Origin of the sequence: Pseudonocardia sulfidoxydans NBRC 16205, from assembly GCF_007989085.1 — a bacterium.
In the GTDB taxonomy this organism is placed as follows: domain Bacteria; phylum Actinomycetota; class Actinomycetes; order Mycobacteriales; family Pseudonocardiaceae; genus Pseudonocardia; species Pseudonocardia sulfidoxydans.
The window spans coordinates 1-14,118 of record NZ_BJVJ01000073.1; the positions used below are offsets into that span (position 1 = coordinate 1).

18 protein-coding genes and 1 tRNA gene are annotated in these 14,118 nt (G+C 70.3%); 13 read left to right on the forward strand and 6 right to left on the reverse strand.

The annotated features are described in order from the left end of the window. Nucleotides 1-63 precede the first annotated feature (63 nt). Nucleotides 64-420 (reverse strand): MmcQ/YjbR family DNA-binding protein, encoded by a 357-nt coding sequence (locus PSU4_RS24990; RefSeq protein ID WP_147113327.1) that lies wholly within the window; start codon nt 418-420, stop codon nt 64-66. 367 nt (nt 421-787) lie between these two features. Between PSU4_RS24990 and PSU4_RS24995 the strand changes: the two genes are divergently transcribed. The 3 genes from PSU4_RS24995 to PSU4_RS25005 all read left to right on the forward strand — a co-directional run bounded on the left by PSU4_RS24995 (nt 788) and on the right by PSU4_RS25005 (nt 3,641). Next, nucleotides 788-1,780: an LLM class flavin-dependent oxidoreductase gene (locus PSU4_RS24995; RefSeq protein WP_147113330.1), complete on the forward strand. Its 993-nt coding sequence runs from the start codon at nt 788-790 to the stop codon at nt 1,778-1,780. Between the two features lie 120 nt (nt 1,781-1,900). After that, nucleotides 1,901-2,917, forward strand: coding sequence for an alpha/beta fold hydrolase (locus tag PSU4_RS25000; protein ID WP_147113332.1), 1,017 nt, complete (start codon nt 1,901-1,903; stop codon nt 2,915-2,917). 64 nt (nt 2,918-2,981) lie between these two features. Next, nucleotides 2,982-3,641: a class I SAM-dependent methyltransferase gene (locus tag PSU4_RS25005; RefSeq protein WP_246115322.1), complete on the forward strand. Its 660-nt coding sequence runs from the start codon at nt 2,982-2,984 to the stop codon at nt 3,639-3,641. Between the two features lie 13 nt (nt 3,642-3,654). Here PSU4_RS25005 and PSU4_RS25010 read toward each other — a convergent pair whose 3' ends face one another. Then, on the reverse strand, nt 3,655-4,116 hold the full coding sequence (locus tag PSU4_RS25010; protein WP_147113336.1) for an ArsI/CadI family heavy metal resistance metalloenzyme: 462 nt from the start codon (nt 4,114-4,116) through the stop codon (nt 3,655-3,657). 71 nt (nt 4,117-4,187) lie between these two features. Between PSU4_RS25010 and PSU4_RS25015 the strand changes: the two genes are divergently transcribed. From PSU4_RS25015 to PSU4_RS25025, 3 genes are all read left to right on the forward strand, one after another. Next, a complete protein-coding gene (locus PSU4_RS25015; RefSeq protein WP_147113339.1) occupies nt 4,188-4,568 on the forward strand; it encodes an ArsR/SmtB family transcription factor in 381 nt (126 codons plus the stop codon). Nucleotides 4,569-4,647: 79 nt separating this feature from the next. Further along, nucleotides 4,648-5,634, forward strand: coding sequence for a metallophosphoesterase family protein (locus tag PSU4_RS25020; RefSeq protein ID WP_186817167.1), 987 nt, complete (start codon nt 4,648-4,650; stop codon nt 5,632-5,634). A 309-nt stretch (nt 5,635-5,943) separates the two neighbouring features. Continuing rightward, nucleotides 5,944-6,639, forward strand: coding sequence for a hypothetical protein (locus PSU4_RS25025; RefSeq protein ID WP_147113347.1), 696 nt, complete (start codon nt 5,944-5,946; stop codon nt 6,637-6,639). Here PSU4_RS25025 and PSU4_RS25030 read toward each other — a convergent pair. Further along, nucleotides 6,636-6,917 (reverse strand): DUF1905 domain-containing protein, encoded by a 282-nt coding sequence (locus PSU4_RS25030; protein ID WP_147113350.1) that lies wholly within the window; start codon nt 6,915-6,917, stop codon nt 6,636-6,638. The two genes, PSU4_RS25025 and PSU4_RS25030, sit on opposite strands and share 4 nt — an antisense overlap. Before the next feature lie 77 nt (nt 6,918-6,994). Between PSU4_RS25030 and PSU4_RS25035 the strand changes: the two genes are divergently transcribed. From PSU4_RS25035 to PSU4_RS25055, 5 genes are all read left to right on the forward strand, one after another. Beyond that, entirely contained in the window at nt 6,995-7,336 is a 342-nt protein-coding gene (locus PSU4_RS25035; RefSeq protein WP_147113354.1) for an ArsR/SmtB family transcription factor, read from the forward strand. Next, nucleotides 7,333-7,809 carry an SRPBCC family protein gene (locus tag PSU4_RS25040; RefSeq protein ID WP_147113357.1) on the forward strand — a complete coding sequence of 159 codons (477 nt, stop codon included), beginning with the start codon at nt 7,333-7,335 and terminating at the stop codon, nt 7,807-7,809. The genes PSU4_RS25035 and PSU4_RS25040 overlap by 4 nt, the downstream gene beginning before the upstream one ends. Beyond that, on the forward strand, nt 7,806-8,432 hold the full coding sequence (locus PSU4_RS25045; RefSeq protein ID WP_246115323.1) for a maleylpyruvate isomerase family mycothiol-dependent enzyme: 627 nt from the start codon (nt 7,806-7,808) through the stop codon (nt 8,430-8,432). The genes PSU4_RS25040 and PSU4_RS25045 overlap by 4 nt, the downstream gene beginning before the upstream one ends. A 96-nt stretch (nt 8,433-8,528) precedes the next feature. Further along, a complete protein-coding gene (locus PSU4_RS25050; protein ID WP_147113360.1) occupies nt 8,529-9,104 on the forward strand; it encodes a dihydrofolate reductase family protein in 576 nt (191 codons plus the stop codon). Continuing rightward, a complete protein-coding gene (locus tag PSU4_RS25055; protein WP_147113363.1) occupies nt 9,101-9,556 on the forward strand; it encodes a hypothetical protein in 456 nt (151 codons plus the stop codon). The genes PSU4_RS25050 and PSU4_RS25055 overlap by 4 nt, the downstream gene beginning before the upstream one ends. 421 nt (nt 9,557-9,977) lie before the next feature. Here the strand turns inward: PSU4_RS25055 and PSU4_RS25060 are convergent, their stop codons facing one another. Next, nucleotides 9,978-11,078 (reverse strand): IS110 family RNA-guided transposase, encoded by a 1,101-nt coding sequence (locus PSU4_RS25060; protein WP_186817168.1) that lies wholly within the window; start codon nt 11,076-11,078, stop codon nt 9,978-9,980. Between the two features lie 410 nt (nt 11,079-11,488). Between PSU4_RS25060 and PSU4_RS25065 the strand changes: the two genes are divergently transcribed. After that, a complete protein-coding gene (locus PSU4_RS25065) occupies nt 11,489-12,034 on the forward strand; it encodes a hypothetical protein (protein ID WP_147113369.1) in 546 nt (181 codons plus the stop codon). 444 nt (nt 12,035-12,478) lie between these two features. Here PSU4_RS25065 and PSU4_RS31550 read toward each other — a convergent pair. Continuing rightward, nucleotides 12,479-12,571, reverse strand: a tRNA-OTHER gene (locus PSU4_RS31550). 327 nt (nt 12,572-12,898) lie between these two features. Here PSU4_RS31550 and PSU4_RS25070 point away from each other — a divergent pair. After that, nucleotides 12,899-13,267 (forward strand): hypothetical protein, encoded by a 369-nt coding sequence (locus PSU4_RS25070; RefSeq protein ID WP_147113372.1) that lies wholly within the window; start codon nt 12,899-12,901, stop codon nt 13,265-13,267. 38 nt (nt 13,268-13,305) lie between these two features. On the opposite strand, the gene PSU4_RS25075 is transcribed toward PSU4_RS25070, so the two are convergent. Next, nucleotides 13,306-13,596, reverse strand: a complete 291-nt coding sequence (locus PSU4_RS25075; RefSeq protein WP_147113375.1) for a hypothetical protein — start codon at nt 13,594-13,596, stop codon at nt 13,306-13,308. Nucleotides 13,597-14,118 lie beyond the last annotated feature (522 nt).

Sequence of the window (14,118 nt, forward strand, 5' to 3'; positions counted from 1 at the left end):
GAGCCGGCCGCGATGAGCCGATCCGGTGCGTGGGGCGACGAATTCGTCGCCCCACGCACCGGATCAGGACGTGGAGGGGGCGGGGTCGCGGCGCATGTCCCAGGCGTCGACGACCAGCTCCGCGAGCCGGGCCTCGTCGACGAGACCGAGCCGCACCATGACGAGCGGGAAGCCGTCGTAGCCCGGGGTGGTGAAGAACAGCTCTGGCTCGCCGAGCAGCAACGCCTGCTTCTCGGCCTCGTCCCCGACGTAGAGCACCGCGACGTCGGTGCGGATCACGCGGCGCTTGCCAGGCTCGCGCTCCGGATATGACCAGACGAAGCCCTTGCCGTCGACGCGGAAGTCGAACCCGTCGCTCGGGTTCTCGACGACGCCCTCGAGCCCCAGCGCCAGGCGCCGGACGTCGTGCTCGTCGCTCATCCACCCAGTATTCAATGACCCGCGCGCCGAGATGCACCTCAGGGCTGCCCGGACCCGCGACCCTGACGTGCATCTCGGCAGGTACGGGACCGCGACGAACGATCACCCACACGATCAACGTTGCCCTACCGGATCGGGCAGGTAGCAACACCCGGCCCGCCGGCACGCGAAACGGGTCCGCCCAGCTCAGGGGCCTGATCCGGCCGCAGCCGGAGATCCGTTCGCGACGGCCCGTTCCGCGCCGCTGCCGACGATCAGCGCTAGACTCCGGCCCTTGTGGCCCAGGTCACCAGGCGCGGCAGCGTGCCGATCGACCTCGGCGTAGGCAGCCGCGAACAGCAGTGCACGGCAAGGAGGCCGTACCCCCATGAAGCTCGCCCTGTACCTCCCGAACTTCCGCACCGAGGTGACCGTCAAGGAGTTGGAGGACCTCGCCGAGCTGGCCGAGGACCTCGACTACGACTCCGTCTGGACGCTCGACCGCATCGTCGTACCCGAGTCGTCCGACCGCGGGGAGCTGACCTACCCCTTCGGCATGATGGAGGGGCTGCCCAACCAGCTTCCGGTCGCCGCGCGCGGCACCTTCCTGCAGGGCTTCCCGCTGATCCCCTGGCTCGCCGCGAAGACCAAGAAGGTCCGCATCGGCATGAGCATCATCGACACCCCTTTCCGTGCGCCCGGCGTCCTCGCCGCGGAGCTGGCGACGATCGACCACCTCTCGGGCGGCCGGCTCAACGTCGGCGTCGGGTCCGGCTGGATGCCCGAGGAGTTCGCCGCCGCGAGCGCCGCGCACATCTTCCCGAAGCGCCACAAGCACGTCCGCGAGACGATCGAGGTCATGCAGGGCATCTGGACCAACGACATCTTCGAGTACCACGGCGAGTTCGCCGACTTCGAGCCCTGCGGCTTCGGCGCCAAGCCCGTCCAGCAGCCCCACCCGCCGATCTTCTTCTCCGGCCTGAAGGACCCGAAGCGGTCGGCGGCGCGCATCGCCAAGTACAACCTGTCGGGCTGGATCGGCATCCAGGACTCTCCCGAGGACATCAAGAACTGGCGCAGCGCCATCCAGCGTGAGCTCGACGAGCTCGACACGAAGCGTTCGGTCGACGACCTGGAGGTCTGCAGCATGCTGTGGACGGTCATCACCGACCAGGAGGTCGACCAGTCCGACCAGGGCCGCGTCACCAACCTGATGGTGGGCACCGCCGGGCAGATCACCGACCGGCTCAAGGCCTACAAGGAAGCCGGGCTGGACATGCCGCTGCTCTGGCCGCCGTTCGCCGACGTGCCCGTCGCGAAGACGCTCGACGACATGAAGCGCCTCAAGGAGGAGATCCTCCCGAAGGTCAACGCAGGCTGACCCACGCGTCCGACGGCGGGGCCCTCGCGGGTGCGGGGGCCCCGTTCGCGAACCAGGCGGTCCTCCCCGACCCCATCCGGTTCATGTGCCTGCGCCCCCGGAACGGGCCAGAATCCAGGTGTGGAGCAGCGGCTCGGTCGCGTGGAGACGGCCGACGGCACGGTCGTGGCGTACGCATCGGTCGGCGTCGGCAGACCGTTGATCTACGTGTCGGGCTGGCTCACGCACCTGCAGCTGGGGTGGGAGCTGCCGGCCGAGCGGGCGCTCTACGAAACGCTCGCCCACGGCTGCCGGCTCGTCCGCTACGACCGTGCCGGGTGCGGCCTCACGCCGGGCACCGGCCGGCCGCCGTCGCTGGTCTCCGAGCTCGCGCAGCTCGACGCGGTCGCCGCGGCGCTGGACGGGCCCGTCGACCTGATGGGGGTCTCCATGGGCGCCCCCGTCGCCGCGGCGTGGGCCGCCGCCCACCCGGACGGTGTCCGGCGGCTGGTGCTCTACGGCGGCTGGGCCCGCGGCGCCGAGGTGTCCCCGCCGGCGGTGCGCGACCACATCCTGGGACTCGTCGAGTCGCACTGGGGCCTCGGCTCCGAGGTGCTGACCGACATCTTCGCCCCCGACGCCGACGGCCCCACCCGCGCCGGCGCCGCCCGCTACCAGCGGGCCTGCTCGTCGGCCGCGACCGCGCGGGCATTGCTGGCGCTGAGCTACGACCTCGACGTCACCGACCTCCTCGGCCACGTCCGGACACCGACACTCGTCGTGCACCGGCGCGACGACCGCGCCGCACCGCTCGCGCAGGCCCAGGTCCTCGCCGCGGCGATCGACGACGCCGAGCTCGTCGTCCTCCCCGGCCGTTCGCACCTGCCCTACGCCGGTGACCGCGACGAGCTGGTCCGCACCGTCCGCCGCTTCCTCGGCCTGCCGCTCGCCCGGCGCGGCGCCGACGGGCTGACCCCCCGCCAGCGCCAGGTCGCCGAGCTGGTCAGCCGCGGCTGCACCAACCGCGAGATCGCCACCCGGCTGGGGATCGACGAACGCTCCGCCGAAGGGCACGTCGAACGCATCCTGCTGCGCCTCGGGTTCCGCTCCCGCGCCCAGATCGCCGCCTGGTACAGCGCCCGTCGCGACCCCGTCTGACCCGGCCGGAAGTGGGGTGGTTCCACGCCTGACAGGCCCGCCCGACCGGCGCAGAGTCTCATCCGTGACCACCGTTTCACCTCCTCCCGCCGGCACGTTCGAGGTCCACCGCGGGCGCGGCGCGTTCAACGCCGCGTTCTTCGCCGTGATGGGCCCCTACATCGAGTGGAACGTCCGCGCCCACAAGCAGCGCCTGTTCGCCGACCTGCCGCGGACCGTCGTCGAGCTCGGCCCCGGTGTCGGCGCCAACATGCGCCACCTCGCGCCCGGATCGACACTCGTCGCCGTCGAACCCAACGCGCCCATGCACCGCCGGCTGCACGCCGCCGCCGCACGCCACGGCGTCGACCTCGACCTGCGCGAGACCGTCGCCGACCGCACCGGCCTCCCCGACCACAGCGTCGACTGCGTCATCTCCTCGCTCGTCCTGTGCACCGTGACCGACCCGGCCGCGGTACTCGCCGAGGTCCGGCGCATCCTGCGCCCCGGGGGCACCTTCCGGTTCCTCGAACACGTCGCCGCCCCCGCCGGCACGCCCACCCGGGCCCTGCAACGGGTGCTGCGCCGGCCCTGGGCGTGGACGTTCGAGGGCTGCTCCTGCGAACGTGACCTCGCCGGGCCGATCCGCGCCGCCGGGTTCACCCACGTCGACATCGAGCCGTACCGGCTGCACAGCCCCTTCGTCTCGTTCAACACCCAGATCTGCGGGACGGCCTACGCCTGACCCCGTCGTCGGGTCAGCCGCAGCACGCTGCCGACGTCTCTGCGGGAGCACCGCACTCGCACGACGCCTGCGGCGATACACCGACAGGATGGATCGACGTCGCGTCGGGTGCGTCTGCCTTGACCGTGTAGACCTCCCACGGCTCGCGCCCCGGTCCGCGCACCCACACCTTGTCCTGCAACGCGTAGCAGCACGTGGTGTCGTCCTCGACCTGGGTGAACAGCCCCAGCGCGGACAGTCGCTCCGCCGCCGCGTCCACCTCGCCGGTGGTCTCGACCTCGACACCGAGGTGGTCCATGACCGTCGGCTCGTCGGCCTGGCCCTCGATGAGCACGAGCTTCAACGGCGGTTCGGCAACGGCGAAGTTCGCGTAACCGGGCCGCCGCTTGGCCGGCTCGACGCCGAACAGCGACCGGTAGAAGTCGATCGAGGCTTCCAGGTCGGAGACGCGTAAGGCCAACTGGACACGAGACATGATCGCTCCTTGTTTCGACGGTTGTCGATACAGAGGTTGCCTCGTGATTCGATGACTGTCAAGATAGATGGGTGTCGAAGAAATCCCTGCCGGTCGTCGACGTGACCGGACCCGGCGACGTTGGCGCCGACGAGTGCTGCTCGTCGCTGACCAGTGAGCCCCTCGGTGAAGAGCGTGCGGTCGAACTCGCCCGGGTGTTCAAGGCGATGGGCGACCCCGTCCGGCTGCGACTGCTGTCGCTGATCGCCTCGAACCAGGGCGGGGAAGCCTGCGTGTGCGAGCTGACCGGGGTGTTCGACCTGAGCGGCCCGACGATCTCCCATCACCTCAAGGTGCTACGGGAGGCGGCCCTGATCACGGGCGAGCGTCGCGGCACATGGGTCTACTACCGCGTTGTCCGTGAACGGCTCACGCAGGTGTCGATGCTGCTCGACCTCGCCCCCGCGACGTGATCTCCCTCCCGAGGCGTCTGCTCGCCGAAGCGGTCGGCACGGCACTGCTCGTGACCGTCGTCGGGCCGGCGGTGTAGCCGTGGCCGGGCCGGGACGCAGCTGCCCCATCGCCTACCGCTACCGGCCCGACGACCTCGCCGAGCCGGCCACCTTCTCCACCTCCACGCTCTACGTCGTCGGCGGGCTCTACGGCAACACCCACGCCCTCGACGCCGTCCTCGCCCGCGCCGCCGAGGAGTCGGCACGACCCGAGATCGTGTTCAACGGGGACTTCCACTACCTCGACACCGACCCCGACCGGTTCGCCGAGATCGAGGCCGGCGTGCACGCCCACCACGCCACGCTCGGCAACGTCGAGTACGCCCTGAGCAGCGACGACGACACCGTCGGCTGCGGCTGTGACTACCCCTCCTACGTCGCCGACTCCGTCGTCACCCACTCCAACCTCGTCCTCGACCGGCTCCGCGAGACCAGTCCCGTCGACGCCCGCCCGCGGCTCGCCGCGCTGCCCCGGCACCTCACCGTCGACGTCGGCGGCCGTCGCGTCGGCATCGTCCACGGCGACCCCGAGAGCCTCGCCGGATGGCGGCTCGCGCTCGAGGCCGTCGACCCACCAGATCACCGCGCCCGCGCCGAGACCGGCTTCGACGGGCCCTCAACACCGTCGGCGACCGTCGTCGACTGGTGCCGACGCGCCGACGTCACCGCGCTCTGCTGCACCCATACCGGCCTGCCCCACGCCCAGGACCACGGCCGGCACGTGGTGGCCAACAACGGATGCGCGGGCCTGCCCTGCTTCACCGGAGAGCGCTCCGGAGTACTGACGCGCTTGTCCTCCGACCCACGCCCACCCGCCGACAGCCTCTTCGGCGCGGTCGTCGACGGCCTGCGTTTCGACGCCCTTCCCGTCCGCTACGACCACGAGCGCTGGCGCGCCGACTTCCTGCGTGCCTGGCCCCCCGGCTCCCCCGGCCACCTCAACTACGCCACCCGTGTCGACGCCGGCACCTGGCTCACCGTCGCCCACTCCGCCCGCGGGAGCATCCGCGCGCGTCCAGGATCGTGACGTCGCAGCGGCCAGGGACGGGTTGACGCCTTGCATCCGCACTGCAGTCCGCTGCGCCGCAACGCGCTGGCCCATCTCGACTCGACATGCGGCGCCCGCCCTCCGGACCGAGGTCCTCCACGCCCACCGCAGGGTTGATCGCGACGCCTAGGACGTGCCCAGGTTCACCGGGACCACCTCACAGGACGCGGCGCCCGGTCGTCCTCGAACGTGAGGCCGGCCTCGGCGTACCGGGCGACGATCCGCCGGCACGGACAGTCCGTGCGCCGATTCTCGCGGATCCGGGCCTCAGCCTGCGAAGGTGTCGAGATGACCGACCCCGGCTCCGAGTACTGGCGACGGCAGGCCGTCCAGCTCGAGGTGTACAACGGGCTGCTGCGGATCGTCGAGGCCGATCCCGACCGGTTCACCGGTCTGGTCGGCGACAACTCCGGCGAGACGATGCGGCTCACCATCCACGCGGTCGACCCGACGGTCCGCGACGACGAGCGCATCGCGGCGCAGGTCGCCCAAGCCTCGAAGGGAGACGTCGAGATCACGTTCGTCGACAGCCGTCGGTCGCTCCGTGAGCTGACGGCGGTACAGGCCGACATCATCCGACAGAATCCGTTGCAGGAGAACGGCTCTCGCGGGATCGAGCTCTGGATCGACGCGGCTGCATCGACCGTCTGCGTGCGGGTGGCCGACTCTGCGGTCGACACGATGCGGCGGCAGTTCGCCCACCACGGCGACGGCGTGACCGTCGTCGGGAACGGATCCGTCGACCTCTCGATCCGGCTCGGCCGCCACACCGGGCCCCGGGAGGGCTGGCCGGTGCCGTCACTCGCGCCCGATGATGCGATCGGCCGTCCGTTCGAGGAGGTCGCCGCGCTCTATCGCAGCGAGGGCTTCCGCGTGGAGATCTACCACCTCGAGGACCCCTTCGGCGAGGAACAGAGCCTCGACCCCGACCGCGTCACCCTGCTCGTCCACGACGGAAAGGTGCACGACGCGACGCAGTCCTAACCCACCCGCTCCTCGAGGTGGACGGTGACGCTGTCGCCGACGGTCTTGCCGATGACCTTCCGGATCGCGGCGGAGACCGGCAGCTTGTGCGTGCCGTCGCCGAGGGCCATGAAGGAACTGCGGAACGGGTGGCCGTCGATCGTGCCTCGCACCTTGACCAGGCCACGGGTCCCGAAGAAGGTGGCGGACCAGTCGGTGCACAGATACACCCAGCCGCCCGGCTGGTCGCTCTTCTGCAGGACGCCGGTGAAGGTGTGGTCGAGGGTCTGGGTGCTCATGTCGTCGAGACTTGCGCGGGCCGCACAAATCATCGGACCTGGCCGACCCAGCATTTGTGCGTCTAGACTTACCGTTCGTGGCTACTTACGGAGATGCGCAGCTGGGTCTGCTCGGCGACCCCAGCCGACGCGCGATCTTCGAACTGCTCGCCCGCCGGCCCTGCTCGGTGCAGGAGCTCGCCGACGCGCTCCCGATCAGCCGCCCGGCCGTCTCCCAGCATCTGCGCGTCCTGCGCGACGGCGGCCTCGTCGTCAGCGAGGCCGACGGCACCCGCCGCATCCACCGACTCGACCCCGCGGGCGTCGGCGCGCTGCGGGCCTGGCTGGACGGGGTGTGGAGTGATGCCCTGACCAGCTTCCACAAGCTGGCCGAGACGCCACCGGACGTCCCGGACGACCCCACGGAAGGGACATCGTGACCGACGTTGCTCCGATCCCACCCATCACCGGCACCATCTCGCTGACTGTTCCCGTCGAGCGGGCGTTCGCCGTGTTCACCGGCTCGATCAACACCTGGTGGCCGCACCAGTTCCACATCGGACACGCCGACGTCGAGGAGGTCGTCCTCGAACCACGCGTCGGCGGCCGGTGGTACGAGCGCGGCGTCGACGGCAGCGAGTGCGACTGGGGTCGCGTCCTGCTGTGGGAGCCCCCGCACCGGCTCGTCTTCACCTGGCAGATCAACGGTTCGTGGCAGTTCGACCCCGACCCGGACCGCGCGAGCGAGATCGAGGCCGTGTTCCGGGCGGACGGCAGCGGGAGCATCGTCGACGTCGAACACCGGCTCTTCGAACGCCTCGACGGTGGCCGGGCGATCAACGACGCGATCAACGGTGGCGGCGGCTGGGCTCTGCTCCTCGACAGCTTCGCGACGACGGTTGCCCACGCATGAGCACCGACGTCATGGCCATGGCGACGGCCGAACGCGCCGAGCTCGCCGACCTCCTCGCGTCCCTCACGCCCGAGCAGTGGGACGGCCCCACGCTGTGCGACGACTGGAGCGTCCGCGACGTCGTGGCGCACATGTTCAGCTACGACGCGCTGACCCCGCTCGGGACGGTCGGCCGCATCGTCAAGGGCCGGCTCGCGCCCGGCGGGCCCAACGCCCTCGGCATCGCCGCCTACGCCGACCGCACCCCCGACCAGCTCGTCACGCTGGTCGAGGAGCACCTGCGACCGCGCGGGCTGACCGCCGGCTTCGGCGGCCGGATCGCGCTGTGCGACGGGACGATCCACCACCAGGACATCCGCCGACCCCTCGGCCTGTCCCGGCACATCCCCGACGACCGGATGCTCGTCACCCTGGAGTTCGCCAAGACCGCACCGCTCATCCACTCGAAGAAGCGCATCAAGGGGCTGAGGCTCGTCGCCACCGATCTCGACTGGCGCACCGGCGACGGCCCTGTCGTCCGGGGGCCGGCCGAGTCGCTGCTGATGGCCCTCGCCGGCCGCCGCGGTGTCACCGACGAACTGTCCGGCCCGGGCCTGCCGATGCTCGTCGAGCGGATCGGCTGACCCACGCCGAGATGCACCTGAGGGTCGTGCGTGCGTCGGACAGCGCTGGTGCGCATCTCGGCGATGAGTTCACGGGTTGCTGGTAGACCTATCGGCATGAGCGACACGAACGCCGGCCCGGGCAAGGTCGTCGTGAACAGGGCGATGTCCCTCGACGGGTTCATCGCCGGCCCGGACCACGCGATGAGCTGGATCTTCGAGTACCTGGACAACGACGCGTTCCCCGACGTCATGCCCGCCACCGGCGCCATGCTGGTCGGCCGGGGCACGCACGAGGTCGGCAAGCGGATGGTCGTCGAGGACGTCGACGACTACGACGGCGGCCCCGTGTTCGTCCTGACCCACCGGCCCCCGGCCGAGCCGGAGCGGGGCGTGACGTTCCTGAGCTGCGACCTCGAGGAGGCCGTCGAGACAGCCCGCGCCGCGGCGGGCGGGAAGAACCTGGAGATCCTCGGCGCCGACCTCGCGAGCCAGTGCCTCCGCGCGGGGCTCGTCGACGAGGTCCTCGTCTACGTCATCCCCGTGCTCCTCGGGGACGGGGTGCGATTCTCGACCTCCGGGCTCGGCCGGATCGACCTCGAACCGTTCGAGAACAGACAGTCCGGAGCGGTGACGATGCTCCGGTTCCGCTGCAGACGCGACGACCCCGCCGACCCTACGATCGCTCCATGACCTCTGCGCTCGTCGAGAATCTCCCCCGTGAGACGGCCGACTTCCTCCACCGGCGCACCCGCCGGGCAGGCGCCGGCTCGGTCGCCGAGCACGTCCGGCACGAGCTGATCACGCTGGCCCGGGAGCGGGCACCGATCGACAACGTCGTCGAGCTCGCCGCCGAGCCGGACGCCCGCCCCCTGCCCCGGCCGGAGGTCGATCACGACGCGGCGATCCTGCGCAGCGCCTACGCCCTGCCCGACGACGTCTGGGACGTGCTCTGCCTGCGCGCCGCCGCCACTGGTGTCCCGGTCAGCGACTACGTCCACGACGAGCTGATCGCCCTGTCACGCCGGACGACGATCGACGACGTGATGTGGGAGTTCGGCGAGGTCCAGGCGGCCGACCCGAGCCTCGACATCGACTTCGACGCCGTCCTGAAGGCGGCCAGGTACGCGCGCGGCCTCGACTGATGTGGAACGGCTTGTCAACCCCGGGTCTTGAAGCGGTCGCGGGCCGCTTTTTGGCCTGCGACCTGCGATTTTTGAGCAGGCGTCGGGGCCCCGGGGTCAACACGGAGCGCCCGCAGCGAAGCGAGGACGAACGGTGTTGAGGCCGGGGTGGCGGCTGCTACCGCCGCCGCGGTGGTGCTCGGGTGGGGTGGGGCCCACGCGCCGGGCCGGGTCCGGTGGGCTGTCCGCCAGACTGATGTACGCGAGTCGAGATCGCAGGTCGGCGATGCGCAGGGAGTTGCCCCTCACTGAGCGCGCCCGCGGGTGCGGGCATAGTCGAGACGGGGGTCGGTCCTGCAGCGGCGGTGGCCCGGCGCGTGGGGGTTTCGGGGTCGGGCACGGTCAGCCACACCGGCCCGGCAGCGGTGATGGTCATGACGCCTCAGATGATCATTTCGGCCCAGACGAACCCGGCAAGCTCGCGGGCGATCGCGGTCACGACGATGTTGCGACTGGTCTTGCAGGCGTCGAGGCGGCGGAACCGGCCACACAGCCGCAGCTGCGCCTTCCAGGCCCGGGCCACCACCTCCGGTGCGAGGTCGACGTGGCGGCGCCCGATCTGAGCGCCGATGGCCGGGCGGGACTTGTAGGCCCACGCGGACTCGACCAGCTGGGTGCGCAGGTGCAGGTTCCCGGCGTGGGTGATGTGTCCACGACGGGTCCGCTCCCCGCTGGAGTACTCGCTGGGGGTCAACCCGCAGAACCCCATGAACGCCCCCGCGGTGCCGAATCGGCGCCAGTCGCACACCTCGCAGGCCAAGGTCAGCGCGCCGAGGTGGGTGATCCCGCGGTAGGCGGCCAGGCGGGCGACCGGATCGGCGAACGGCGCTCGGGTGAACCAGTCGGTCAGGTCGGCCTCGATCGCGGCCACGGCCGCCTCGCGCGCGGTCAGCGTGGCCCGGTAGTGGGCGAACGTCGCGGTCAGCGCCGGGTCGTCGAAGCGCTGCGCGGCGATCCACCCCTGGTGCTTGAGCGTCCAGTTGTCCCCGCCGCGCCAGACCCGGCCGTGACGCAGCAGGAACTTCCCCAACCGGTGCCGCGCGCGGGTCTGGTCGATCACCATGTCCGCCCGGGCCCGGCACAGATCGCGCACCGCCTCCTCGGCCACGGACGGGACGCGGATCGCGACCAGCTCCCCGGCCCGGTGCAACCTCGCCAGCCGGCGGGCGTCGCGCTTGTCGGTCTTAACCCGGTCCCCGGGCGCGGTCGGGATCAACGACGGCGCGATCACCTCACAGCGCACCCCCAACGAGGCCAGCAGCCGGGCCAGCTCGTAACCGGTCGGCCCGGCCTCATAGCAGGCCCGGACCCGGCGAGGGTCGTCGAACCGGGCGACCAGGCGGCGCACAGCGTCCTCATCGGAGGAGATCTTGTCCACCACCGGGGTCTCCACACCCGGCTCCAGGACCGCCGCCGAGATCGTGTTCTTGTGCACGTCCAACCCGAGGTGGACCACACCATGATCACTGGTGACACTGGACATGACGGCCGGCTCCTTCCGTATGTGGCAACTTCCGCCCCAGGGTGGATGACCCACGCGAGATGCGGAACGCGCCGGCCGTTCCATGCTGACTGATGTGACCGGACGACCGACGGGCACCTGGCCGACGTGCGGGCGGCGTCCCTCGAAACGACCGCGACCTGTCGGACTCGATGACGCCGGGAGTACGGATCGCGCGCGGGTTCGTGTGGAGCTGCGGGACTGCTGACGTCGCGCCCGCGCGGCGGGAGGGCTCTCACCGAACTTCGCACTCTTGATTCGTGCGTACCGTGAGGGCAGGCCTGCTACGGGGGTGAGACGTGGAATCGCCGTCCACATCGTCCGACGCGAATGGCCGACCGGTTCGCGGTGGAATCCTCCTCGCCGGACCCCCGGCCGGTGGCAAGCGGACCGTGGCGTTCTCTCTCACGACCCTCCGCAGGCAGTACGCCCACGTCCCGGCGCTGGCGGCCGATCCTCATCCCTCGGTCGACGCCGAGCAGGTCACCCGGACGCACCTCGACGAGCTGCACTCGTGGGCACAGATCTTTTACGACGTCACCCTCGACGGCGTGCTGTACTCATACGACCGCGAGCGACTGGGCCGGCTTCGAGAGCAGGGCCGTCTCCCGATCGTGTGCGTCGAGAACGTCGAGGCCCTCGCCGCGTTCGAGGCGGAGTCGACGGGCTGGCTCCCCGTGCTGCTCTGGTGCCCGCGTGACGAGGCCGCGAAGCGCTCGACACACGGATGGCCGGTCGAGGAGCCCGACCGGCGGTGGTCCCGGCGCTGGGAGCGCTCGACAAAGGGGCTTCTCGCGGACCCAGGCCGATTCACGCTGACGGTGCGATCGGACAGGCTCGACGCGGTGGAGATCGCCCGAATCGTCCACCTCGCAGCACAGGCCGGTTCGACGAACGAGCACGCCACCTCGACACCTCCGGCCGCCTCCCACCGATAGCGCGGACGTCCGAGTGGAGAATCCGCACTTCTCCGAGGACCCCACGATCACCGTGTTCGAGCCCCACGTCGCCAGGACCGCCGTACGAGTGGGCCGTGGACGCAGCTCCTACTCGCCAACTGCGCGAACTCCACCACGCATTCGCGCGGACCTCCCGACCGGACCACCTCGTCGCCGGGACGCTCCGCCGAGACCAACAGGAGTGCTGTCGGCGCGCCGCGAAACAGCACTCACGTAGGTCTCGGCGCGCGCCGGCTGACACCCGGCGGCGCGTATCGCAGCATCGCCACGGGGGTTCTGCGGTCGCCGAGCAGCCTGCGGCAAGGCCGCTGATCGGCAAAGGTGCGCGCCGACGGCGGGAGGCGCGCGACGGATCAGTCGGAGAACGCCGGATCCGACGGCCGGACAGCAGCGCACAGGCATGATCACCCTGGTGTGGCCCGGTGCCCCCGGTGGGATTCGAACCCACACTGTGACCCTTTTAAGGGGAACCATGATCGACGACGAAAGGTGCCCCTGACCTGTGGCTGAGCTGGCTCCTGCGCTCTCGTCGTCCGAACTTTGGCACGTATTCGGCGCAGACCACCCCGGCCGGATCACCTGCAGCCCTTCCAACGCTGGGTCCTGGTGCTGATCTCCTCGCGGCGCGGGTTCCACCCTTCCGGCCCGCCGGTCGGGGTGCAAGGCATGCTGTCCCGCCTTGCGCCCCGACCGGCGGGCCGGTAGCCGTCTCGGCGCGCCGTGAGGAGGTCAGCACCCCGCCGCACCCGACTGATCTCTGAGCGGTGCCGGGTTCGGGCAGAGCCCCGGCAGTTTGTACGGTTCCGCACTATCCTGAAGCCGTCGACACAGGGGAGGGCGTTCGTGGCACAGATTCAGCCATACGCGGAAGCAGTAGGCGCGGAGGAGATCGCATCGCCTCTCACCGCAGACAACGTGATCAATCTTCCTCCGACGAGGCCAGATGGGATGCCATGGACCTTCGGTAAGAGACTGGCCGAGGAAGTCCTCGCGGAGGCGGACGGTGACTACGTCGCCATCGAACTGTCACCCACGACGAAGCAGTATCTCGGCGACCTGGATGATCTGGATGATCAAGTTCGACGCACGTTGAAGCGCGGATTCGTCGACGTCTCGATTGCACACTTGCGCGACCTCCCGACCGAGACCCAGGTTCGGATTGGCTACCGGCTGACCTTCACCGACGCAGAGATCGAGCGCCTTGGCCTGTGACGTCTGAGCGGCGCCGGGTTCGGCGCAGCCTGCTGGCGTCAGCTCTCCAAGGCTTCCAGCTCTCGTCCGAGCTGTTCCAGTTCCTCGGTGACTCCCGCTCGCGTATCCCGACTCAAGCGTCCCCATTGGAGTTCGACGACTGCGCGCGCCGGTGTCTCATCGACGTCCAGGAGTGTGCCGACGGCGGTGATCGCCGCGCGCCGGTCCGACGACTCGGCGATGGCCTCGGCGACCTCGCGGTAGCGACTGAGCGCCGCCTCGACAGCCCGGAGGATCGTCATGCGCTCACGGGTCAGACGGGCAGCCTTCGCGCGCTCCTCGGCGTCCACGCGGTCAGCTTGCCAGCGAATGGAGGACCGGTCGACGTCCTGGCGACGTTAGGGCCGGCGTGGCCGGCCCCGCGCCGCCGGAGGCGGCGCCTTGATCTCGACCACTCAAGTCCGACGATCCTTCGGCACTCCACGAATCTTCCCAATCCCTCGCAGACGCGCGGCGACTCAGTGCACTATCAGGCACATGACGAGCGACCAAACGGCACGTCGACCTCAGGGTGTACCCGACGCAGTGTGGGACTGGGTCTTGGCGAATCTGCCGTCCTTGTCCGCCTTTCTCCGAGAGAGTCCACTGACCACCGTGGTCCTTGCCGCTTCTCACCAGGACAGGAACAACGCTGGCCCGACGCCGGACGAGGTCCTCCGCGGCTGTGCTCACCTCATCGACGACGGTTACCGAACAGTCAAACAGGCAGAACGTATGTTGATCGAGCAGGCCCGAGCGGCTGGGTGGTCCGACGACCGGACTCGGGACGCACTCCTTCTTCCATCCGATGTTGACCTGGACACACGACTCGA